Origin of the sequence: Exiguobacterium aurantiacum, assembly GCF_024362205.1 — a bacterium.
GTDB classification, from domain to species: domain Bacteria; phylum Bacillota; class Bacilli; order Exiguobacteriales; family Exiguobacteriaceae; genus Exiguobacterium; species Exiguobacterium aurantiacum_B.
On the sequence record NZ_CP101462.1, the window covers coordinates 1,166,161 to 1,189,234 of the forward strand.

20 protein-coding genes are annotated in these 23,074 nt (G+C 53.8%); 17 read left to right on the forward strand and 3 right to left on the reverse strand.

The features are described 5' to 3' along the window. Positions 1-22 precede the first annotated feature (22 nt). Positions 23-1,033 (forward strand): DNA polymerase III subunit delta, encoded by a 1,011-nt coding sequence (holA, locus tag NMQ00_RS06035; RefSeq protein WP_255178686.1) that lies wholly within the window; start codon positions 23-25, stop codon positions 1,031-1,033. 9 nt (positions 1,034-1,042) lie between these two features. Then, entirely contained in the window at positions 1,043-1,477 is a 435-nt protein-coding gene (locus NMQ00_RS06040; protein ID WP_255178352.1) for a GNAT family N-acetyltransferase, read from the forward strand. 30 nt (positions 1,478-1,507) lie between these two features. Here NMQ00_RS06040 and rpsT read toward each other — a convergent pair whose 3' ends face one another. Continuing rightward, positions 1,508-1,768 carry a 30S ribosomal protein S20 gene (gene rpsT / locus NMQ00_RS06045; RefSeq protein WP_034778152.1) on the reverse strand — a complete coding sequence of 87 codons (261 nt, stop codon included), beginning with the start codon at positions 1,766-1,768 and terminating at the stop codon, positions 1,508-1,510. A gap of 219 nt (positions 1,769-1,987) precedes the next feature. On the opposite strand from rpsT, the gene lepA reads away from it, so the two are divergent. From lepA to hemW, 5 genes are all read left to right on the forward strand, one after another. Next, positions 1,988-3,811: a translation elongation factor 4 gene (gene lepA / locus NMQ00_RS06050; protein ID WP_034778150.1), complete on the forward strand. Its 1,824-nt coding sequence runs from the start codon at positions 1,988-1,990 to the stop codon at positions 3,809-3,811. A 101-nt stretch (positions 3,812-3,912) separates the two neighbouring features. Beyond that, entirely contained in the window at positions 3,913-4,989 is a 1,077-nt protein-coding gene (serC, locus tag NMQ00_RS06055) for a 3-phosphoserine/phosphohydroxythreonine transaminase (protein ID WP_255178353.1), read from the forward strand. Continuing rightward, on the forward strand, positions 4,967-6,130 hold the full coding sequence (locus NMQ00_RS06060) for a phosphoglycerate dehydrogenase (RefSeq protein WP_255178354.1): 1,164 nt from the start codon (positions 4,967-4,969) through the stop codon (positions 6,128-6,130). The genes serC and NMQ00_RS06060 overlap by 23 nt, the downstream gene beginning before the upstream one ends. 12 nt (positions 6,131-6,142) lie before the next feature. Continuing rightward, positions 6,143-7,327 carry a DUF1015 domain-containing protein gene (locus tag NMQ00_RS06065; RefSeq protein ID WP_255178355.1) on the forward strand — a complete coding sequence of 395 codons (1,185 nt, stop codon included), beginning with the start codon at positions 6,143-6,145 and terminating at the stop codon, positions 7,325-7,327. A gap of 65 nt (positions 7,328-7,392) precedes the next feature. Continuing rightward, a complete protein-coding gene (gene hemW / locus NMQ00_RS06070; RefSeq protein WP_255178356.1) occupies positions 7,393-8,562 on the forward strand; it encodes a radical SAM family heme chaperone HemW in 1,170 nt (389 codons plus the stop codon). A gap of 41 nt (positions 8,563-8,603) precedes the next feature. On the opposite strand, the gene NMQ00_RS06075 is transcribed toward hemW, so the two are convergent. After that, entirely contained in the window at positions 8,604-9,209 is a 606-nt protein-coding gene (locus NMQ00_RS06075; protein ID WP_255178357.1) for a DUF1054 domain-containing protein, read from the reverse strand. Between the two features lie 191 nt (positions 9,210-9,400). On the opposite strand from NMQ00_RS06075, the gene hrcA reads away from it, so the two are divergent. The 6 genes from hrcA to NMQ00_RS06105 all read left to right on the forward strand — a co-directional run bounded on the left by hrcA (position 9,401) and on the right by NMQ00_RS06105 (position 15,789). Beyond that, positions 9,401-10,423 carry a heat-inducible transcriptional repressor HrcA gene (gene hrcA, locus NMQ00_RS06080; protein WP_255178358.1) on the forward strand — a complete coding sequence of 341 codons (1,023 nt, stop codon included), beginning with the start codon at positions 9,401-9,403 and terminating at the stop codon, positions 10,421-10,423. A gap of 17 nt (positions 10,424-10,440) precedes the next feature. Then, entirely contained in the window at positions 10,441-11,013 is a 573-nt protein-coding gene (gene grpE / locus NMQ00_RS06085) for a nucleotide exchange factor GrpE (protein WP_034778140.1), read from the forward strand. A 29-nt stretch (positions 11,014-11,042) separates the two neighbouring features. Continuing rightward, positions 11,043-12,866 (forward strand): molecular chaperone DnaK, encoded by a 1,824-nt coding sequence (dnaK, locus tag NMQ00_RS06090; RefSeq protein WP_255178359.1) that lies wholly within the window; start codon positions 11,043-11,045, stop codon positions 12,864-12,866. Positions 12,867-12,975: 109 nt separating this feature from the next. After that, positions 12,976-14,082, forward strand: a complete 1,107-nt coding sequence (gene dnaJ, locus NMQ00_RS06095) for a molecular chaperone DnaJ (protein WP_255178360.1) — start codon at positions 12,976-12,978, stop codon at positions 14,080-14,082. An 18-nt stretch (positions 14,083-14,100) separates the two neighbouring features. After that, a complete protein-coding gene (gene prmA / locus NMQ00_RS06100; RefSeq protein WP_255178361.1) occupies positions 14,101-15,039 on the forward strand; it encodes a 50S ribosomal protein L11 methyltransferase in 939 nt (312 codons plus the stop codon). A 3-nt stretch (positions 15,040-15,042) separates the two neighbouring features. Continuing rightward, entirely contained in the window at positions 15,043-15,789 is a 747-nt protein-coding gene (locus NMQ00_RS06105) for a 16S rRNA (uracil(1498)-N(3))-methyltransferase (protein WP_255178362.1), read from the forward strand. Positions 15,790-15,879: 90 nt separating this feature from the next. Here the strand turns inward: NMQ00_RS06105 and NMQ00_RS06110 are convergent, their stop codons facing one another. Continuing rightward, positions 15,880-19,539 carry a S8 family serine peptidase gene (locus NMQ00_RS06110; RefSeq protein ID WP_255178363.1) on the reverse strand — a complete coding sequence of 1,220 codons (3,660 nt, stop codon included), beginning with the start codon at positions 19,537-19,539 and terminating at the stop codon, positions 15,880-15,882. A 328-nt stretch (positions 19,540-19,867) separates the two neighbouring features. Between NMQ00_RS06110 and NMQ00_RS06115 the strand changes: the two genes are divergently transcribed. From NMQ00_RS06115 to NMQ00_RS06130, 4 genes are read left to right on the forward strand one after another with little or no spacing between them, the layout of a single operon-like run. Next, entirely contained in the window at positions 19,868-20,512 is a 645-nt protein-coding gene (locus NMQ00_RS06115) for a class I SAM-dependent methyltransferase (protein ID WP_255178364.1), read from the forward strand. Then, positions 20,509-20,976, forward strand: coding sequence for an S-ribosylhomocysteine lyase (locus NMQ00_RS06120; RefSeq protein ID WP_021065678.1), 468 nt, complete (start codon positions 20,509-20,511; stop codon positions 20,974-20,976). The genes NMQ00_RS06115 and NMQ00_RS06120 overlap by 4 nt, the downstream gene beginning before the upstream one ends. A gap of 1 nt (position 20,977) precedes the next feature. Beyond that, positions 20,978-21,916, forward strand: a complete 939-nt coding sequence (locus tag NMQ00_RS06125) for a PLP-dependent cysteine synthase family protein (protein ID WP_255178365.1) — start codon at positions 20,978-20,980, stop codon at positions 21,914-21,916. Beyond that, entirely contained in the window at positions 21,882-23,039 is a 1,158-nt protein-coding gene (locus NMQ00_RS06130; protein ID WP_255178366.1) for a bifunctional cystathionine gamma-lyase/homocysteine desulfhydrase, read from the forward strand. Before NMQ00_RS06125 ends, NMQ00_RS06130 begins: the two co-directional genes overlap by 35 nt. Positions 23,040-23,074: the final 35 nt, after the last annotated feature.

Below are 23,074 nucleotides of genomic sequence, written 5' to 3' on the forward strand. Positions count from 1 at the left end.
ATAAGAATAAATTGTGAAAGTGGTGTGTGTTTTGAATGAACCGTGGCTGCATAACGGAAAGTTGTCAAACGTGTACGTCCTGTTTGGGACAGAGAAATATTTGCTAGAGACGTGGGAACGGGCGATTATCAAAGCTGCCAACCCGTCTGGTGATCAATTTGATGTGATGCAGCTCGATTTACACGAGACGTCCCTCGACACGGCGCTCGATGAAGCAGAGACGGTACCATTTTTCAGCGAATATCGGACCGTCATCGTCAAACATGCCCAGTTTTTGACGGGGGCGAAAGAGAAACAGAAACAAAACGTTGAGCGCTTGACGGAATACGTGTTACAACCGGCGCCTTACTCCGTGCTCGTCTTTGTCATCGAAGCAGAAAAACTCGATGAACGAAAAAAAGTCGTCAAACGCCTGAAAGAACGGGCCATCGTGCTCGAAGCGAAAAAACCGAGCCAGTCCGAACTGATGCGTTACGTCGGCGACGAATTAAATCGTCGCAGCCAAAAGATGGAGCGGGCAACCGTCGAGCGGCTGTTGTTCCTCTGTCAGGACGATTGGGGAAAACTCGTGCGCGAGCTTGAAAAATTACAACTGTATGCGAGCGACGGGGCCGACATCCCGATCGAAATCGTCAACGATCTGGTCCCGCGGACACTCGAGGATAACGTGTTCCAGCTGTCCGAATTTTTAGTGGCCCGTCGCGCGGATGCGGCACTTCGGCTCGTCCGGGATTTGGAGAAGCAAGGACAGGAGTTGATTGGTCTGTTGTCGCTCCTCGCCCGACAGTATCGGAATATGTATCTCGCCAAACAGTTGACCGAGAAGGGGTATGGCGAGAAACAAATCGCCTCGAAAATCGGGGCGCACCCGTACACGGTAAAACTCGCCTCACAAGCGAGTCGGAATTTCTCGGAGGCCCAGCTCGGCCGTTCGCTGACGTTGATCGCTGACGCGGACGAGGCGATGAAGACGGGACGGGGCGACAAACAAGTCGTCTTCGATACGCTCGTCTGCCAATTGACATTACTGTGAGGTGAAGACATGGGATTACAGGAAGTGAGACTAGAAGACGTGATTCCGCTCCGGCATGACGTGTTACGTCCGGGGCAGGCGGTCGAGGCGTGTTATTTTGAAGGGGATGACGCCGAGACGACACGGCACTACGCGTGGGTCGAAGATGGGCGCGTGTTGTCGATCGCGACCGTCCTGCGCCAAGAACGTGAGTTTTCTGGTGAACGCGCGCCGCTTCAACTGCGAGGCATGGCGACCGCAAAAGACGTCGCTGGTACCGGAATCGGTTCGGCCTTCTTGCAGGCGCTCCACCGCGAGCTCGACGACTCTTGGTGGTGCAACGCCCGAGCCATTGCCGTCCGGTTTTATGAACGGAACGGATTAGTGACGGTCGGGGACGCGTTCGACATTCCAGGGATCGGACCCCATTACGTGATGAAATACGAAAAAACAGCCGGCTCCTAATGGAGGCGGCTGTTTCGTTTTAGTCTCTAATTAGAGAGCTGCGATGCGAGCTGCGAGACGTGATTTGTCACGACCTGCTTTGTTTTGGTGGATAAGACCTTTTGCTGCAGCCTTGTCGATTTTCTTAGTAGCGAGGACGAAAGCTTCTTGAGCAGCTTCTTTGTTACCTTCTACAACGAGAGTATCAACACGTTTTACTGCTGTACGCATTGCTGCTTTCTCTTGCGAGTTCGCTACGCGACGCTTTTCAGAAGTTTTTGCACGTTTGATTGCTGATTTGATATTTGCCATGTTATTTCACCTCCTGAAACAAGAAAGTGTATGTTCTCATTACTTCAAGTAATCATTCAACAGAACAAGCACAATTGTAGCAAACGGTTATTCGAAAAGCAACCACTTGATGATTATTCTGAAAACTATATGTGGTATTGTTGTAGTAGGTCGTACACATTAACTTAGGATTTTGATATAATGACACGGTATGCATGAGAAGGATAGGTGAACCCATATATGAATAAACAAGAATTAGAGAATCGTCAGAAGAGAATACGAAACTTTTCCATCATCGCCCACATCGACCATGGGAAGTCGACGCTTGCTGACCGGATTCTCGAGAGAACTGGTGCGCTCACAGCGCGTGAAATGAAAGAACAGACGCTTGACGCGATGGATCTCGAACGGGAACGTGGGATCACGATCAAGTTGAACGCCGTTAAATTGAACTATACCGCAAAAGATGGTGAAGAGTACATCCTTCACTTAATCGATACACCGGGACACGTCGACTTCACATATGAAGTCTCGCGCTCGCTCGCAGCCTGTGAAGGGGCTGTCCTTGTCGTCGATGCCGCGCAAGGGATCGAAGCCCAGACGCTCGCGAACGTCTATCTCGCCCTCGATAACGACCTCGAGATCATCCCGGTCATCAACAAAATCGATTTGCCATCGGCTGACGTCGAACGCGTCCGTCAAGAGATCGAAGACGTGATTGGACTCGATGCGAGTGACGCTGTGCCGGCTTCTGCCAAGGCGGGAATCGGGATTGAAGAGATTCTCGAACAAGTTGTCGAACTCGTTCCGCCGCCGACGGGTGATCCGTCGGCACCGCTCCAGGCGCTCATCTTCGATTCGTACTATGACGCCTACCGTGGCGTCGTCGCCTCGATTCGAATCGTCAACGGTTCGGTCAAGGTCGGGGACAAGGTCCAAATGATGTCGACCGGTAAATCGTTCGACGTGACGGATCTCGGCGTCTCGACGCCGAAACCGGTCTCGGTCAAGGAGTTGAACGTCGGAGATGTTGGTACGCTATCGGCGTCCATCAAGACGGTCGGCGACGTTCGTGTCGGTGATACGATCACGCTCGCTAAAAACCCATCGACGGAACAGCTACCGGGTTACCGGAAGATGAACCCGATGGTGTATTGTGGCCTGTATCCAATCGATGCCGCCAAATATAACGATTTGCGCGAAGCGCTCGAGCGGCTCCAATTGTCGGATGCGGCACTCGAATTCGAACCGGAGACGTCACAAGCACTCGGCTTTGGCTTCCGCAGCGGATTCCTCGGCATGCTCCACATGGAAATCATTCAAGAGCGAATCGAGCGTGAGTTCGGGATCGACTTGATCACGACGGCACCGTCGGTAATCTATCACGTCACGACGACGGCGGGTGACGTCATCCATGTCGATAACCCGTCGAAAATGCCGGAACAACAAAAAGTCGAGTCGATTGAAGAGCCTTATGTCAAAGCGGCCATCATGACACCGAACGACTATGTCGGGGCCATCATGGAGCTTTGTCAGAAGAAGCGCGGCAGTTTCATCGATATGCAGTATATCGATACGACACGCGTCAAAATCACGTACGACATCCCGCTCAGTGAAATCGTCTACGATTTCTTCGATCAGTTGAAGTCGAGCACGAAAGGATACGCCTCGCTCGATTACGATTTGATTGGGTATCGCCCGTCACGCCTCGTCAAGATGGATATCCTCCTCAACAACGAACTCGTCGATGCGCTCAGCTTCATCGTTCACCGCGATTTCGCCTACGAACGAGGCAAGGTCATCGTCGAGAAATTGAAGGCGCTCATCCCACGGATGCAGTTCGAAGTGCCGATTCAAGCAGCGGTCGGAACGAAGATCGTGGCCCGCTCGACGATCAAGGCGCTCCGTAAGAACGTCCTCGCTAAATGTTACGGCGGTGACATCTCGCGGAAACGTAAATTGCTCGAGAAACAAAAAGAAGGTAAAAAGCGCATGAAGATGGTTGGTTCCGTCGAAGTGCCACAAGAAGCGTTCATGTCCGTCTTGTCGATGGACGAAGAATAATCATTCGCCCTTATCTCCGGATAAGGGCGATTTTTGTCATTTGGCAGGATTCGGCACGTCGGGTACGGAATAGTACGTACTTACAGATAAAAAGAGGAGGAGTGGCGGTGGTCTATAATTTTTCAGCAGGGCCGGGCGTATTGCCGGAACCTGTCTTACGTGAAGTGCAAGCCGAGTTTCTGTCTTATAAACAAGGGGTGTCCATCGTCGAGATGAGCCACCGCTCGGATACGTTCGGGACGATCGTCGAGCAGCTCGAGACGAGACTGCGGCGGTTGATGCACATTCCTGACGACTACGCCGTCCTGTTCCTTCAAGGGGGAGCGACGCTTCAATTTTCGATGGTGCCGATGAATCTTCGCGAAACGGGTCGTTTCGCCTATCTCGACAGCGGGATTTGGTCGAAGAAGGCGATTGCTGATGCGAAACACTTCGGTGACGTCATCGTCGCGGGCAGTTCAGCCGCATCGAACTATGGCACAATCCCGGATTGGCCGGAACATATACAGGACGTCGATTATCTTCATGTGACGTTGAACAATACGATTGAAGGGACGCGCTATACGAAGCTCCCAGACACGGACGTCCCGCTCGTCGCCGACGTCTCATCGAACATCTTGGCGGAAGCGATCGATGTGCAGCGCTATGGTTTGTTATACGCCGGTGCGCAAAAAAATATCGGACCGGCCGGATTGACGCTCGTGATCATCCGTCGCGATTTAATCACCGAACGCGATTTGCCGTCGTATCTTGCCTACAGCAAGCACGTCGATACGCTCCTCAATACCCCGTCGACGTTCAGTCTGTATGTCGCTGAGCGGGTCCTCGCCTGGGTCGAGACCGAAGGCGGCGTCGAGGAGATGGAACGTCGTAACGAAAAGAAGAGCAAGCTGTTGTATGACGCATTGGATACGTCACCATTGTTTTACGCCCTCGTGTCCGGCAAGAATCGGTCGTTGACGAACATCCCGTTCACGACCGGAGATGACGCGACGGATGAAGCGTTCCGGCAGTTCGCCGAGACGCGCGGGTTGATCGAACTCGGGGGTCATCGGTCGGTCGGCGGCCTGCGAGCGAGTCTATACAACGCCATGCCGCTCGAAGGCGTGACACGTCTCATCGATGTGATGCATGAGTTTGAACAGGAGGGACAAGATGTTTCATATAAAAACGTATAATCAAATCGCCAAGGACGGGCTAAGACGCTTCGAACCGAGCGAGTATGCCGTCAATGACGCGGAGCAAGCCGATGCCTGGGTCATTCGGAGTCACGATGTCCACGACGCGGACATCCCGCCGTACTTGCTCGCCATCGCTCGGGCCGGCGCCGGCGTGAACAATATCCCGCTCGAACGACTGGCCCGGCAAGGGGTCGTCGTCTTCCATACACCGGGTGCGAATGCCAACGCCGTCAAGGAACTCGTGCTCGCCAGCATGCTACTATCGGTCCGACCGATTTTAGAAGGGGCGAACTGGGTCAACGGACATGCGTTCGCCGATCAGGCGTCGCTCGAACAAGCGATGGAAGATGAGAAACGGCGCTTCGTCGGTTCTGAGCTGAGAGGTAAACGAGTCGGGATTATCGGTCTCGGTGCGATCGGTGCATCGCTCGCCAACGATTTGCTTCACCTCGGCATCGACGTCATCGGCTATGACCCGCACTTGTCGGTCGACGCGGCCTGGAACATCTCGCAACAAGTGAAGCGAGCCAAGCAGTTGAGCGAATTGCTCGCCGACGTCGATATCCTGTCGATTCATATGCCGCTCACGGATGACACGCGTCATATGATTGACGCGACGTGGTTCAAACAGATGAAACCGGGCGCCACCGTCTTGAATTTTGCCCGCGGTGAGCTCGTGAACGATTCTGATTTACTCGAGGCGCTCGATGAGAACGTCGCCACATACATCACCGATTTTCCGAAACAAGTGCTGCTCGGACATCCGCAAGTCGTCGCCTTCCCGCATCTCGGGGCATCGACGCACGAGTCTGAGGTGAACTGTGCGATCCAAGCCGTCGATACGCTCAAACTGTACTTAGAGACCGGTAACATTCGTAACTCGGCCAATTTCCCGAACGCGGAACTCCCATATGTCGGGAAGCGGCGTTTGGCGGTGCTCCATTTGAACGTCCCGAATATGGTCGGTCAAATCGCGAGCCGGCTCGCCGAGAACGGCATCAATATCGATAACATGGTCAACCGGAGCCGCAACGACGTGGCCTATACGTTGATCGACATCGATAACCATAAACATGAGGCGTTATCTGTGCACGCCCTATATGACATCGAGGGCGTCATGCGCGTCCGCGAATTTTAAGGAGGAATGACCATGGTCGTATTCAAACCGTTTGCCCCCTATATGCCAACCCATCCCGAGAACGTCGCCGCCGACCCGTACGATATCGTCAGCGTCGAACAGGCACGTGAGGACGTCGAACGGCGTCCCGATTCGTTCCTTGCGGTCGATAAGCCGGAACTATTCACGGCGGACATGCCGCTCGAGACATGGGGACGACGAGCCCGTCATGAGCTCGAACGGCTTTACGAGAGCGAGTTGACCGAGCGGACCCACGGATTTTATGTTTACCGGCTCACCGATCAAGGGCGTGTCCAGACAGGGCTCGTCGCCACATTCTCGGTGACCGATTATGAGTCCGGTCGCATCAAGATTCATGAGCACACCCGTGCCGCGAAAGAACGCGAACGCGTCGAGCACGTCTCGGCGACGAAAGCGCACACAGGCCCGATTTTGATGAGCCACGCGCCGGACGAAGGGTTGCGTCGCATCTTGGACGACGCGACGACAGGAGACGCGTTGTTCGCCTTCACGGACAGTGAAGGTGTCGTCCATGAAGGCTATGCCGTGCCATCCAAGCATCAAGCACGCGTCATCATGCTCGGGGCCAGCATTCCGGCCATCTATATCGCCGATGGGCATCACCGGGCCAAAGCCGCAGCCGTCGTCGCCCGGAGCCCGATTCATGAAGGGGAATCGAAACAAGAGCGGGACCACTTCCTCGGCGTCTTGTTCCCGAGCGATGAGCTGACGATTTTGCCGTATCATCGGATCTTGAATCAAGTGGACACAGAAGAAGTGATGGTGTTGCTCGAAAGTCTGGATTTATCGTATGACCTCGAGTCGGTCCCTGCCTTGTATGTCCCGAACGAGCGGGGCACGTTCGGTTTGTCTTACCGGGGCGAGCATTTCATGCTCAAAAAACGGCAGACGACGACGGCGCTCGACGTCGCGACGCTGCAACGGGATGTGCTCGAACCGTATTTTCACGTCACGGACGTTCGCACCGATCACCGAATCGATTTCATCGGCGGCAAGGACGCACCGAAACGTCTCGCCGACTTGGCTGAACGTGATGACGTCGTCGTGTTGACGTGCCACGCCACGGCGATGGAGGAGCTGATGCGCGTCGCCGATGAGACTGGGCAAATGCCACCTAAATCGACGTGGTTTGAACCGAAATTGAAAAGTGGTCTGTTCATTCATCGGTTCGATTGAACGTGCAGAGTGGCGTGACGGCGTAAAAAACGTTATAAATGGAAGAGAAGAAAGGGGTGGCCGCCATGGCTAAAGCCGTATATCTTCACATTCCATTTTGTGAACATATTTGTTATTACTGCGATTTCAACAAGGTGTTCTTAAAGAACCAACCGGTTGATGACTATTTAGATGCTCTTGAACGAGAGATCAAACTCTCGCTCGAACAATACCCGACCGATACGATCGAGACGATCTTTATCGGCGGTGGGACACCGACCGCGCTCAACGAGGCGCAGATGAAACGTCTCATGGACATGGTCGAACGTCACCTGCTCCCGCTCGCGTCACCGAATCTCGAATACTCGGTCGAGGCGAACCCGAACTTCGTCAGCGCGGAAAAACTCGATACGATGAAACAAGGCGGCGTCAACCGCGTCAGTTTCGGCGTTCAGACGTTCGATGACGGCGGACTCGAGCGCATCGGCCGGACACACCGGGCTGATGACGTGTTCGCGACCGTGACGGAGGCTGCGAAGCGATTCGACAACATCTCGATCGACTTGATGTTCGGCTTGCCGGAACAGACGCTCGAACAAATCGAGCGCGACCTCGACTTGGCGTTCAAGCTTCCGATTCAACACGTGTCTTCCTATTCATTGATTCTCGAGCCGCACACCGTGTTCGCGATTCAAGAACGAAAAGGAAAGTTGCGCCTCCCGGGCGAGGACATTGAGGTCGCCATGTATTTGAAAGTGATGGAGACGCTCGAACGTCGCGGTTTGAAGCAGTACGAGATTTCGAACTATAGTCTCGAAGGGCGCGAGAGCCGTCACAACCAAGTGTACTGGCGCAACGAAGAGTACTATGGTTTCGGTGCCGGGGCGCACAGTTATTTGAACGGGGAACGCCGGGCGAACATCGCCCCGATTCCGCACTATATCAAGGCGGAAGGGTTACCGGTTCGCAATACGACGACGCTCGAGACGTTCGAGAAGATGGAAGAAGAGTTGTTCCTTGGACTCCGGATGCGTCAAGGCGTGTCGTTTGCGACGTTCGAGTCGAAGTATGGTGTGTCAATGCGTTCGGTGTTCGGGCACGTCTTGTCGGAGCTCGAGGCGAAACGGTTGATCGAGACGACGGAGACACACGTCCGCTTGACCGAGTCGGGGCTCCCGCTCGCCAACGAGGCGTTTGCCGCTTTCATCGGCGAGGCACGAGTGAGCGACTCACCTGAACAGGCATCGATGTCATAAAAAACAAGGGCGAACCCGGATTGGGTTCGCCCTTGTGTTGGTCATAAGACAAGATCGCGGTAAATCGGCATCAGCCGGCTGAACGTGTCCTCGACGAGCGCCAGGAACGCGGCTTCGTTTTGGAGGATCGACGCATCGGCCGGAAGTTGACGGCCAATCAAGAAGTCCGCTTTCTTCACGGTCGCGAATCGGTCCGTGATCGTCTCGATTGATTCGTTCGACGTGTCCTCGATGAGGAACGCGTCTTTTTTCATATGGTCCCCGGCGACATGGAAGTCGGGGAACTCTGATTTGAAGTCGATCGTCATGAGTCGTTTGCCGATTGCTTCTTTGTTCGGCATCTCATAGATGAAGGCGAGCCAGACGAAGACGCGGTCATCAAACAGGCCGACTTGGAAATGGGGATGTTTCTTATAGCCACGCTTATCATGGCAGATGGCCATCCACGTGTCTTTCGGTGGATTGACCGTGCGACGGGCATGTTTGGCGACATGCAAGTAGAGCGGGACTCCGACATCGGCCTCAAGTTGAGGGCCGACCTCGTCATAGATTCGATGGAATAGCGGTTGAATCTCAGAGCGGATCCCTGCCATCCGGGCATCGAGTCCGTCTTGTGCGAATACGTTAAATTGTTGTGTTGTAAACATCAAATCACCTCAATTCGTATCATACCGAAACTTGAAGAGACATGCATACTCGAAGGCTCCAAAGGACGGGAAAAAATGAGACGAATGAATTGACAAATATGGAGAACGTGATAATATTTGAAGTGTGATTAGCACTCAGTAAATATGAGTGCTAATAAAGCGAGGCCAATCCTTCAGAGAGGAGTGACGTTGTGCTGACAGAGAGACAATTGCTCATTTTACGAGCCATCATTGATGATTATATTCAAACGGCCCAACCCGTCGGTTCACGGACATTATCGAAGCGGGATGACTTGTCATTCAGTTCGGCGACGATCCGGAACGATATGGCCGATTTAGAAGATTTGGGTCTGATTGAGAAGCCGCATACGTCGGCCGGACGCATCCCGTCCGAAATCGGCTATCGGTATTATGTCGACCATCTCGTCGAAACGAAAATCATCGACGAGCGGGAGACGTATCGCCTCGGCGAGCGCCTGCGTGCCTCGGCCCAAGAGTCGGAAGTGCTCATCCGTCAAGCAGCCGACCTACTCTCTGACCTGACCAATTATACGACAGTGGCACTCGGTCCAAACAGCCAGATGAATCGGCTGGCCCGAATCGATTTGATGCCGCTCGACGAACGGCGCGGCGTCGTCTTGATCGTGACCGACCAAGGCCACGTCGAACATCGGACGGTCATATTCGATTCTCCGATGGCGCCGGACCTGGTCGAACAGACGATTCGGTTCTTGAATGATCGTCTGAAAGGAACTCCACTCGGTCAGCTGAAGTTCCGGATCGGAGAAGAAGTGTCCAAGCTTCGACTCGCGCATCAGGAACAATTCGAGTTCATGATGCAACTCATTCAATCGACCGTCGGGGTCCAACATCCTGCTTCGCTTTATCTAGGCGGGAAGAAGAACATCTTCAACCAACCTGAGTTTCAGACGCTCGATACGCTGCGTCCGTTCCTTGAATGGATCGATGAGCAGGAGCGGTTGACCGACTGGCTCGAATCGTTGCCAAACCGCGAGATTTATGTGAGCATTGGAAGCGAGAATGGCATCGTCGCGCTTCAAAATTGTAGCGTCATCACGTCTGACTATACGCTCGACGGTCAGACGTTCGGCACGATCGCGATGATCGGACCGACCCGGATGGATTATCGACACGGGGTTCAGATGATGGGACAAATCATTGAGGCGCTCAGGCGAACGAAATTAGAAGAGTGATGGAAAGGAGCCTCATTATGACAACTGACAAACAAAATGGGCCAGAGCCAGAAGAAGTGCTCGAAGAAAAAGATTTTGATCCGAAACAGACAGAGACGGTAGAAGCTGAAGAGGTTTCAAATGTTGAGTTTGTGGAAGAAACTTCTGAGGGGACGGATTTACAAAAAGAGATCGATGCGCTCAAAGCGAGCGAACTCCGTATTCGTGCGGATTTTGACAACTTCCGACGCCGGACGAACGAAGAGAACGCAAAACGCGTGAAATTCGCTTCACAGACGGTCGTCGAGAAATTGATCCCGCTCATCGACAACTTTGAGCGTGCGCTCCAAGTCGAAGCGAATTCGGACGACGCCAAGCAGATTCAAGCCGGCGTCGACATGATTCACCGCCAGTTGCTCGACGTCTTGAACGGTGAGAACGTCGAAGCGATCGAAGCGGTCGGACAGCCGTTTGACCCGAACTATCATCAAGCGGTCATGCAAGAGCCGAGCGATGAGTTCGAATCGGGCATCGTCACGATGGAGCTTCAAAAAGGGTACACAATGCACGGGCGCGTCATTCGTCCGAGCATGGTAAAAGTCTCAGAATAACATTACTTAATTAGATGGAGGAATAGACAATGGGTAAAATTATCGGAATTGACTTAGGAACAACGAACTCATGTGTGGCAGTGATGGAAGGTGGCGAAGCGGTCGTCATCTCGAACGCGGAAGGGAACCGTACGACACCATCTGTCGTCGCTTTCAAAGGGGAAGAGCGTCAAGTCGGTGAAGTCGCAAAACGTCAGGCGATCACGAACCCGAACACGATCCAATCAATCAAGCGTCACATGGGTACGGCCCATACAGTTGAAGTCGACGGCAAGAAGTTCACGCCGCAAGAAATCTCGGCGATCATTTTGCAGAAATTGAAAAAAGATGCGGAAGACTACCTCGGTGAGTCAGTAACAGAAGCGGTCATCACTGTTCCTGCCTACTTCAACGATGCGGAGCGTCAAGCGACGAAAGACGCAGGGAAAATCGCTGGTCTCGACGTCAAGCGAATCATCAACGAGCCGACAGCGGCGGCACTCGCTTACGGTCTCGACAAAGGTGAAGACCACACGATCTTGATCTATGACCTTGGTGGCGGTACGTTCGACGTATCAATCCTCGAACTTGGCGACGGCGTCTTCGAAGTTGTCGCGACGGCAGGGGACAACCGTCTCGGCGGAGACGACTTTGACCAAAAAGTGATCGACTACCTCGTATCTGAATTCAAAAAAGAGAACGGCATCGACCTCGCACAAGACAAGATGGCGCTCCAACGTTTAAAAGATGCAGCTGAAAAAGCGAAGAAAGATCTCTCAGGCGTGACAAGCGCACACATCAGCCTTCCGTTCATCACGGCCGGAGCTGCTGGTCCGCTTCACCTTGAAACGACACTCACGCGTGCAAAATTCGATGAATTGACAGCCGATCTCGTCGAACGCACGATGGAACCGACACGTCGCGCGTTGAAAGACTCTGGTCTTACACCATCTGACCTTGACAAGATCATCCTTGTCGGTGGTTCGACACGTATCCCAGCTGTCCAAAAAGCGATTCACGACTTCACGAAAAAAGAGCCGTTCAAAGGTGTCAACCCGGATGAAGTTGTTGCCCTCGGTGCAGCGATCCAAGGTGGCGTCCTCGCTGGTGACGTCAAAGACGTCGTCCTCCTCGACGTGACCCCGCTCTCACTCGGTATCGAGACGATGGGTGGCGTGATGACGAAGTTGATCGACCGTAACACGACGATCCCGACATCGAAATCACAAGTCTTCTCGACGGCAGCTGACAACCAGCCGGCCGTAGATATCCACGTCCTCCAAGGGGAACGTCCAATGGCGCCGGACAACAAGACGCTCGGCCGCTTCCAATTGACGGACATCCCACCGGCACCACGCGGTGTGCCGCAAATCGAAGTCAAGTTCGACATCGATGCGAACGGAATCGTTCACGTATCGGCGAAAGACCTCGGTACGAACAAAGAGCAGTCGATCACGATCCAATCGTCTTCAGGTATCGATGAGGCTGAAATCGACCGCATGGTAAAAGAAGCGGAAGCGAACGCGGAAGCGGACAAACAACGTAAAGAAGAAGCCGAGCTCCGCAACGAGACGGACCAACTCGTCTTCGCGACAGATAAAGCAATCAAAGACCTCGGCGATAAAGTCGATGCGGCGGACAAAGAGCGCGCTGAAGCGGCGAAAGAAAAAGCCAAGTCAGGACTCGAAGGCACAGACCTCGAAGCAATCCGGACGGCGAAAGACGAATTGTCAAACGTCGTTCAAGAATTGACGCAAAAAGTATATGCGAACATGGCTGAAGAGCAAGGTGCTGAAGGTGCCGAGACACAAACGGAAGCGAAAGACGATAACGTCGTCGACGCTGAGTTTGAAGACCTCGACGATCGTAAATAAGGCAACCGATAGATAGGAGAGCGCCAAAGCAGGTTTCTGCTTTGGCTCTTTCCATGTTAAGGTAGATTCGGTAGAATCTTAGTTTAGACAGTGTAGAGGAGAGAGTAACGTGGCGAAACGAGATTATTATGAAGTGCTTGGCCTAGACAAATCGGCCTCGGCGCAAGACATCAAGCGGGCGTATCGCAAGCTCGCACGACAATATCACCCAGACATCAACCAAGAGCCGGATGCGGCCGATAAATTTAAAGAGCTCGGCGAAGCGTATGAAGTACTGTCAGACGAGCAGAAACGGGCCCAGTATGACCGCTTCGGTTTCGAAGGGGCCAGTCAGTTCGGTGGCGGTGGCGACTTCCAAGGCGGCTTCGGGGATATCTTTGACATGTTCTTCGGTGGCGGCGGACGTCGTCAAGACCCGAACGCTCCGCGTCGCGGCGAAGATTATCAATACGTCGTCGATCTCGATTTCATGGAGAGTGTGACCGGTAAGACGGAAACAATCGACCTCGAGATCGAAGTGGAATGTGACACGTGCATGGGCAGCGGCGCCAAACCGGGAACGAAACCGGAGACGTGCGGCCGTTGTGGCGGTAGCGGTGTCGAGACGGTTGAACAGAACACGATTCTCGGACGGATGGTCAACCAGCGGACGTGTAGCCAATGTCACGGCAGCGGGAAGACGATCAAAGAAAAATGTGAAACGTGCCATGGTTCTGGCCACGTCAAGAAACAGAAGCAAGTCGAAGTCAAGATTCCAGCCGGGATTGACAACGGCCAACAAATCCGTCTCTCCGGTAAAGGCGGCCCAGGTTATAACGGCGGACCAGCCGGTGACCTATATATCGTCGTCCGCGTCCGGGCCCACGAGATCTTTGAACGGGTCGACCAACACATCACGATGGAGATGCCGGTCACATACGCACAAGCAGCACTCGGTGCCGAGCTAGAAGTGCCAACCGTCCAGGGCAAGGTGAGCCTAAAAGTACCAGCCGGCACGCAGACCGGGTCGAAATTCCGCTTGCGCGGCAAAGGGATGCCGAGCGTCCGCGGCGGCGGCAACGGCGACCAGTACGTCAATATCGTCGTCATGACACCGACGAACATGACCGACCGTCAAAAAGAACTGCTTCGTGAGTTCGAAGAGATTAGCGGGGAAGCAGGCGTCGAAGAACAGCACGGCCTGTTCCAAAAAATGAAGAAGTTTTTTAGCCAGTAAAAGGAGCGTGTTCAAACAATGAAATGGTCTGAAATTTGTGTCCACACGACACAGCAGGCAGTCGAAGCCGTATCGAACTTATTACATGAAGTGGGGGCACAAGGGGTCGTCATCGAGGACGTCGAAGATTACGACCAGATGATGGCCGAAGACCATTTCGGAGAAATTTGGGACGTGTCGGGCCGTGAATCGTATCCGACGTCCGGCGTCTACGTGAAAGCGTACGTCCCGGCGTCTGGCGATTTTCAAGACACGCTCGCCGCGTTCAAAAAAGAAGTGGACGGGTTGCGTCATATGCTCGACATCGGCACCGGTGAAGTGACGGTCGTCGAGATGGACGAAGAGGATTGGGCCCACTCGTGGAAACAATATTACAAGCCGGTCAAAATCTCACAACACCTTACGATCGTCCCGCTGTGGGAAGATTACGAACCACAACCGGAAGAGAATGTCATCTTGCTCGACCCGGGTATGGCGTTCGGGACGGGCACGCATCCGACGACGATGCTCTGCATCCAAGCAATCGAGAACTATATCGAGCCAGGTGACCGGTTGATTGACGTCGGAACGGGGTCGGGTGTGCTCGCCATCGCCGCGGCGAAGCTCGGCGCACAACGCGTCGAGGCGCTCGATTTGGATGCGGTTGCCGTCGAATCGGCGCGTCAGAATGTCGAGACGAACAAGGCGGAAGATGTCGTCGACGTGAAAACGGGTGACTTGTTGAAAGGAATGACGGGCGAATATGACCTCGTCGTCGCCAATATTTTGGCCGACGTCATCATGCTGTTCATCGATGACGCTTACGCACGCGTCAAGCCAGGTGGTTATTTCATCACATCGGGCATCATCGGGCAGAAGCGCGCCGAAGTGACGGAAGCGCTCAAGGCGTCCGGATTCGCGATTGAAGAGACACGTGTCATGGAAGACTGGGTCGCCATTATCGCGAAGAAGGACTAAGCCATGCAACGTTACTTTTTACCGCGTGACTCATTTGTCAATGACACGGCCACGTTACCGGCCGACGTCGTCCACCATATCGGGACAGTGCTCCGGGAGACGCCCGGTTATCGCATGGTGCTCTTAGACGGTACCGGTCTCGAGTATGAGGCCGAGGTCGTGACGCTCGAGAAGAAGACGGGCACGGCCCGTGTGCTCGAACGCCGTCAAGCGACGACCGAACTTCCCGTCGACGTGACGCTCGCTTATGCGCTCCCGAAAGGTGATAAAGTCGAACTCGTCGCTCAAAAAGGGACCGAGCTCGGTATGCATCACTTTTGGGTGTTCGAGTCGAAGCGCTCGGTCGCCAAATGGGACGCCAAAAAAGCACCGAAAAAAGTCGAACGGCTCCAAAAAATCATGCAGGAAGCAGCCGAGCAGTCTTACCGCGCCGTCGTTCCGATGTGTCAACATATCACACCTCGAGAACTGGCGGACCGGATCGATGGATTCGATGCCGTCGTCATCGCCTATGAGGAAGAAGCGAAGCAAGGGGAGCAAGCAGCGTTTGCGACCGTATTGCAAGCACTTCAACCTGGGGCGAAACTACTGCTCATCGTCGGGCCAGAAGGTGGCTTTGACGAAAGTGAAGTGAACGAGTGGACGGTCCGTGGGGCCACGCCTTGTGCGTTCGGACCACGCATCTTGCGTTCGGAGACGGCGCCGCTTTATGCGCTCGCAGCTGTCTCATATGCACTCGAATTGAATTGATACGTCAAACGGCTCTCGCGTATGCGGGAGCCGTTATTTTTATCAAGAAAAAAACAGGCTCGCGATTTGGACTCGAGCCTGTCGAATTCATTATTTGACGAGTGTGATCGTCTTCGTTGTCACGTTACCGGCGAGGTCGGTCGCCTCGAACGTGAACGTGTTCTCACCTGATGTCACAGGAAGCGTGACCGTCTGTGTTTTCGTGAATGAACGCATCTCATACGGGGCTTTCAGCGCTTGGCTGAATTTCAAGTCACCGTTGACGACGAGTTTCACTTCATCGAAGTTGTCTTTCACAGTCACACTGACATCGACCGACGTTTGTTTTTTACTAATCTTCTTCGGCAGTTTTCCGAGTTCAATCACGGCTGGTGTCGTGTCCACGAAAATCGCGCGTTGGAAGTTGGCCACGTTGCCGGCCGCATCTTCGGCGACGAACCGTAATTTATGGACACCGTCCGCGAACGTCCGGGTCGTATTGAAGACGTGTTCTTTCTTCGCATCGTCCCATGTGAGCGGCACGTCAACACCGTCGACTTGGAACGACTGGATTGCCGATGCATCTTGAATCGTTCCTGCGACCGGGACGACCGCTGTCGCATATGGTGTCAAAGCGAGCGGGGCGTTCACGAACACGCCTGGCTTATCCGCGTCTGTCGAGTAAGCGACCGTCTTCGTCGTGCTGTTGCCGGCGTGGTCGACGACGCGAACGCTGACTTGATCAGCCTCACTGACGCCTGTGAACGTGTAGGCCTTGCCGTCCGCTTGCTTGGCGACGGATTTCCCGTTCAAGAAGTACTCGACCGAATGGACTCCAGAGAATTCATCTTTCGCTTGGACGGCCAAGCTGTCTCCTTGCCATTTCGTCGTGAACGTTGGATCCGTGTAATCGACTTTGACCGGGAAGCGGAGCGTCTGGGCTTGTTTCTTCATGTAATCGATACTTCCTTCGATTTCATAGAAGTACTTGCCGGCCGGGGCTGGTTTGCCGTTTAACTGGCCATCCCATGTATAAGCGGCCGAATAGTAATAAGGTGTGTTGGCACCGCCATCAAAGTAGTTCTTGCGAAGCGCTTCGTCTTGGAATAACGTCCGAACGACATTACCTGCCTCGTCGACGATGCGATACTTGACGTCCTTGGCGTTACGAAGCAACGAGAACACCGGTACGGCAACATCTTTTGAGCCATCTTTGTCCGGTGAGAAGGCGATCGCGTCGGCAGAGACCGATTGGTCGAGGTTCGAACCGAGATAGTTCCCTGTTTGATCGACCATACCTGACACTTCATAGAACGAGCCGTCTTCATAGATCGAGGCATCGAAGATTGGCGCCTTGCCCCAGTCTCCTTCGAAACCGACGAACGGTACGACGAGTGACGGGTTGCCCTCAGGACCGTTGACGTCCGTCAAGCGAACGAATCCATCGACGAAGTAACCGTTCTCGAAGACATCTTTCGCCGGTACGAGACCGTCAAGCGTTTTCGGATTGAGCACTTGCGCTTTCGAGACGTCGAGTACGACTTTGAGCTCTACTTTCGCGTTCGGTTTTACTTTGACCGTGCTGACTTTCTTACCGTTGACCGTCACTTTTGTATTCTCGAGCGCTTGTGCTTCCATCGCGTTCTGAACGAGTCCGGCCGTCTTTTCAATGGCGAGATCGGTTTGGAGTGAAGAAGACACGTTATACGATACGGCCTTGTCCGACAAGTTCTCGACGACAAGCGTGAACGTCGCCTTGCTGCGGTTCAATTCTTTGAGCGCGACTTTGGCTTCTTTCGTCTTCTTCTCGTACGCGATCGCCGGTGTCGAGACGGCAGCATGCAATTGCATGAGACCGGCTCCACCACGACGCGGCGTATACGGAAGGTTCTGTTTCAACTGTTTGTTGAGCGGTCCGATATCCGTGACCGCTTTCGACGTGTTGATGAGCAAGTTCTTCGCCATCGTGACACGTGGCGTGCCCGTCAAGTTGAAGTCACGGTCGACACGATCGAGCACGAGGGCGGCTCCACCGGCAACGTGAGGCGCGGCCATCGAGGTACCGCTCATCAAGCCGTATTGGTTATCATTCAACGTCGAGAAGATTTGACCGCCTGGTGCCGAGATCTCCGGCTTGAAGTCAAGGTTTGGCGTCATGCCCCACGACGTGAAGTTCGAGAGTTGACCAGCCGCGCCGTTGACGACGCTGAGGCGATCGCCGGCAAAACCGATTGTCATCTGTTCACCAGCGAGGAGACGTTGTTGCAACGTGTTCCCGTCTTTGATACTGAGCGAGGCCATCGGGATTTTCGGGTTCGAGAGCGCCATGCTCACATAATCGCCGTGACCGACGGCTCCACGGACGATGACGCCAGCTGCGCCGTTCGCTTCGGCTGTCTGTTGAATGTTTGAATAGAAGTAGCTGCCGTCGCGGACCGCGAGGACGATTTTTCCTTTGACGTCTTTTCCGACGTATTGGCTCGGTTGGCCGTCGCCGACGTAGACGAGGTCGTAGTCACCTTGGGTGAAGGCGGGACCGTCTTGTTTTTTCCAACCGATCTTATCGGTAGCGTCACCTGACTTGATCGAGAACGCATCCAATTGGATTTGATCGTTCTCAAGTGAAGCGACCGATGTCGATGCCGAGCTGACACTCGGAGCCCCGACGACGCCCGTGTCCGGGTTGTTGGCGTACGGGAGGTCGTAGCCGTTCCCAAAATAGGCCGAGTTCCCTGCTGAGATGGACATGAACACACCGTTATCGACGGCGCGTTGCACGGCTTGTTGTTCCGGTGAGTCAGCATCGACGAAACCGGCCGTTGAACCGAGGCTCATGTTGATGACGTCCGCACCAAGCTTGATGGCGTCATCGATCGCTTTGATGTAAATATCGCCATATGTCGAAGCGTAGTTCGGATCGTTACTGAATACTTTGAGCCCGAGCACTTGGGCCTCAGGTGCGACCCCTTTCAAGCCACCGGCCGCTTCATCCCCATTGGCGGCGACCGTACCGGAGACGTGCATCCCGTGCATCGAGGCGCCAGGTGAATCGTCACGGATGTCATCGTTCTCATCGTAATAGTTATAGGCGTATGGGACTTTCTCGTTTATGTAAGCACCAGGCATGCCGAACGTGCTGACGGCCGTCTCGACTTCTGTTTGAGACAACTCGGCTTTTGAGTCATCCGTGAGACGGAAATCGCGGTGGTCGGCATCGACGCCTGTATCGATGACAGCGACGATTGTGCCCTCACCCGTGAACCCGTAATCGCCCCATGTCTGCTGTGATTGGACCATGCCATTGCTCGTGACCATGTCCGGTTTGACTTCTGGACGTTCGTACTCGTTGACGACGTGGACGTTTGCGACTTCAGGCAACGCCTCGACCTTCTTGACGTCGGTTGCCGTCAGCATCGTACTGAAACCGTTGAAGACGGTCGTGAACTCTTCGAGTGTCACGGCTTTGACGCCTTTTTTCGAGATAGCGGCTTTCGCTTTCTTCTGTTCGGCTTTGACGAGCTTTTGGGCACCGTCTTTCTCCGTTTTCGTCAACTCGTTAAATTTCTTACCTTTTTTCTTCGCTTGCTCGATTGCCGGGGCACCGACGAGTTCGACGACGACACGTAACTTCTCATGCTTATCGGTCGTGCTCACACTTTGTTTGACGCTTGGTTTGGCTAGAACGGGTTCAGCACCGAGGCCGAGTAGGCCAGGGGTCAACGCGAGGCATGTCGCGAGGGAGACGTTCAAATAAAATTTTGGTTGTGGCAATTTGGTATCCTCCAATCGTTTTTTGAAAAAATAAATCCATTTGTGGAAAATGATAGCGGATTATAATGTGGAAATCTGCCTGTTTTTTAAACGATAGGGTAATGAATTTGAACAAATTAAAAGATTCTGACAATTACTTTGGACCTATGTGCTCATATTGGCACATAGGTCTTTTTTCAGTTTTGAGCTCCAAGTCTCAAAAAATGAAGCTTTTAACATGAAACGGACAAAATACTTGAGATTTCAGATAGAAGTTGATACGGTCTGAAGTAGATAAATCATATAAAACTTATCGATATAGTCTGAATAAAGATGATGAGGTGACAGCATGGGATTACAATTCATGGACATTTTTAAAGAATGGGCGTCAGAATACGACGCGACCGTGACCGGACATGACGAACAATATCGTGAAGTGTTCGCCGGATACGAGACGATGCTCGGTGAGGTCGTCGACCAATTAGAAGGTCGGGTCATGGAGTTCGGCAGCGGGACAGGGAACTTGAGCGCAAAAATCTTGGAGCGCCACGAATTGATTTCGGTGGAGCCCTCTCCAGAAATGCGCGCCGTCGCGGCCGAGAAGTTACAACTCGATATCGTCGACGGTGACTTCCTTAACTATCCGACGGATCAACAGGTCGATACGATCGTGTCGTCCTATGCGTTCCATCATTTGACGGATGACGAGAAACGGACGGCGATTCGAAGTTATGTCGATCATCTCGACGCTCCCCGTTTCGTCTTGCTCGATACGATGTTCGCCTCGCAATCGGCGAAACGGGACATCTTGGACTGGGCCGAAGCGAACGGCTATACCGATTTACTCGAGGATTTGAATCGAGAGTATTACCCGTATACGCAAACAATTCAAGCGATGCTCGAAGCAAATGGCTACACGGTTAGCCTGACGCAAAAGAATAAATTCGTCTGGCTCGTCGTGGCCACGAAACAAACAGGAGGAACTCAATCATGAAAAGTTATAAAGTCGAAAGCTTTAATTTAGACCATACAAAAGTACAAGCCCCATACGTCCGTCTAGCCGGAGTGAAGAAAGGGACGGCCGATACGATTTATAAATATGACATTCGCTTCATTCAACCGAACGAGGGTCTCATGCCGATGCGGGCCGTCCATTCGCTCGAGCACTTGATTGCAGAAAACAGCCGCAGCCACTCGAACCAAATCATCGACGTATCACCGATGGGTTGCCAGACAGGCTTCTATTGGACGATGTTGAATGATGGGGATTACGAAGCGATGCTCGACCTTGTCGAAGCGACACTCCGCGACGCAGCAAATGCGACGGAGTTACCGGCACAAAACCCGATTCAATGCGGAAGCGCGAACCATCACGATTTCGAGGGCGCGAAGAAGCTCGCGGCCGATATGCTCGCTAAGCGTGACGAGTGGCACATCATCTTCAAGGACGAAGCATAAAATGATTGTCCAAAGCGTCTATGAATTGATTGGGGAGACGCCTCTACTCGAATTGCGGACGTTGCCGGTGCCGCCGGGTGTGAAAGTATACGGTAAGCTCGAGATGATGAATCCGGGCGGAAGCGTCAAGGACCGGCTCGGTCTACAATTGATTGAACGGGCGCTTGAACGTGGACAACTTGAACGCGGGGGAACGGTCGTCGAACCGACGGCCGGGAACACCGGAATCGGGCTCGCGCTCGCCTGTCAACGTCACGGCATCCAGTTGATGACCGTCACTCCGGAGAAGTTCAGTCAAGAGAAGCAGGCGTTGATGGCACTACTCGGGGCGACCGTCGTCAACACGCCGACGGAGCTCGGGATGAAAGGCGCTATCGCGCGGGCGAAAGAGCTCGCCGTCGAACATGGCGCCTATGTGCCGGAACAGTTCTCGAATCCGGACAATCCGGACGCGTACGTCGATACGCTCGCCCTTGAACTTCAGGCCGACCTCCCGAACATCGATGTGTTTGTCGCCGGGGCCGGATCCGGCGGTACGTTCACAGGTGTCGCGAGCAAATTGCGACCGAACGGGACGAAGACGATCGTCGTCGAGCCGGAAGGGTCGATTTTAAATGGCGGAGAACCAGGTCCGCACAAGACAGAAGGCATCGGCGTCGAGTCATGGCCGGCGTTCTTACCGCGCGACCTCGTCGATGGGATTTATACGATCACAGACGAAGAGGCGTTCTATTATGTCGCCCATCTGGCCAAGCAAGAAGGATTGCTCGTCGGAAGTTCATCCGGCGCGGCCATCGCGGCTTGCGTGCAAGAAGCGGCTCAGATGACGGAAGGGGTCATCGTGACGATCTTACCGGACAGCGTTGAACGTTATTTAAGTCAAGGAATAGTCAAGGAGGCAGAATATGCGTACAAAAACAGCACTCATTCACGGCGGTAAAACGACGGACCCGTTGACGGGAGCCGTCACACCACCGATTTATCAGACGAGCACGTATAAGCAGGATGGCATTGGCAATCTTCGCGAAGGGTATGAATATTCGCGTACGGCCAACCCGACACGGACGGCGCTCGAGACGCTCATCGCCGATATCGAGGGTGGTGCCAATGGATTCGCATTCGGTTCTGGGATGGCAGCCATCTCGACGATTTTAATGTTAATGAAATCAGGGGACCACGTCATCGTCGGTTCTGATGTATATGGGGGAACGTACCGTGTATTCAATCGAGTATTTCAATCACTTGGCTTGGAGGCATCTTTTGTCGATACGGCCGATACGCAAGCGGTCCGGGAAGCACTTCAACCGAACACGAAAATGATTTACGTCGAGACACCGACGAACCCGTTGTTGAACGTGACCGACATGCGCCTTATCCGCGCCATTGCCGACGAAGCGGACGTCCTGTTCGTCGTCGATAACACGTTCATGACACCGTATTTCCAAAACCCAATCGAACTCGGGGCGGACTACGTGCTTCATAGTGCCACGAAATATTTGGGCGGCCATAGCGACGTCGTCGCCGGTCTCGTCGTCGCCCGCACGGAAGAGCTTGGGGAGCGCTTGGCGTTCTTGCAAAACTCAGTCGGCGCGGTGCTTGGACCGCAAGACAGCTTCCTTGTCGTCCGCGGTATCAAGACGCTCGCAGTCCGCATGGAAGAGATTGAAGCGAATGCGCTCGCTCTTGTCGATTACTTGACGAAGCACGAGGCGGTGAGCCGTGTCCTGCATCCGAGCGTCGGTAGCGAAGAAGCGAAGCGGGTTCACTTGTCACAGGCACGCGGCTTCGGTGGCATGATTGCCTTCGACGTCGGTTCAGCCGAGGCGGCCGAACTCGTCGTCGCGAAGACGAAGTACTTCACCCTCGCCGAGAGTCTCGGCGCAGTCGAGAGCTTGATTAGTGTCCCGGCCCGGATGACCCATGCGTCAATTCCAGCGGAGCGCCGTCTCGAGCTCGGGATTACGGACGGGCTCGTCCGCATCTCGGTCGGCCTCGAAGATGTACAAGATTTGATTGAAGATTTGGAGCAGGCGCTCGCGGCCGTGGCGACGATTCCGAACTAAGCTGCATAGTGATTCGAGGTGTGCTCGCGAGCGCA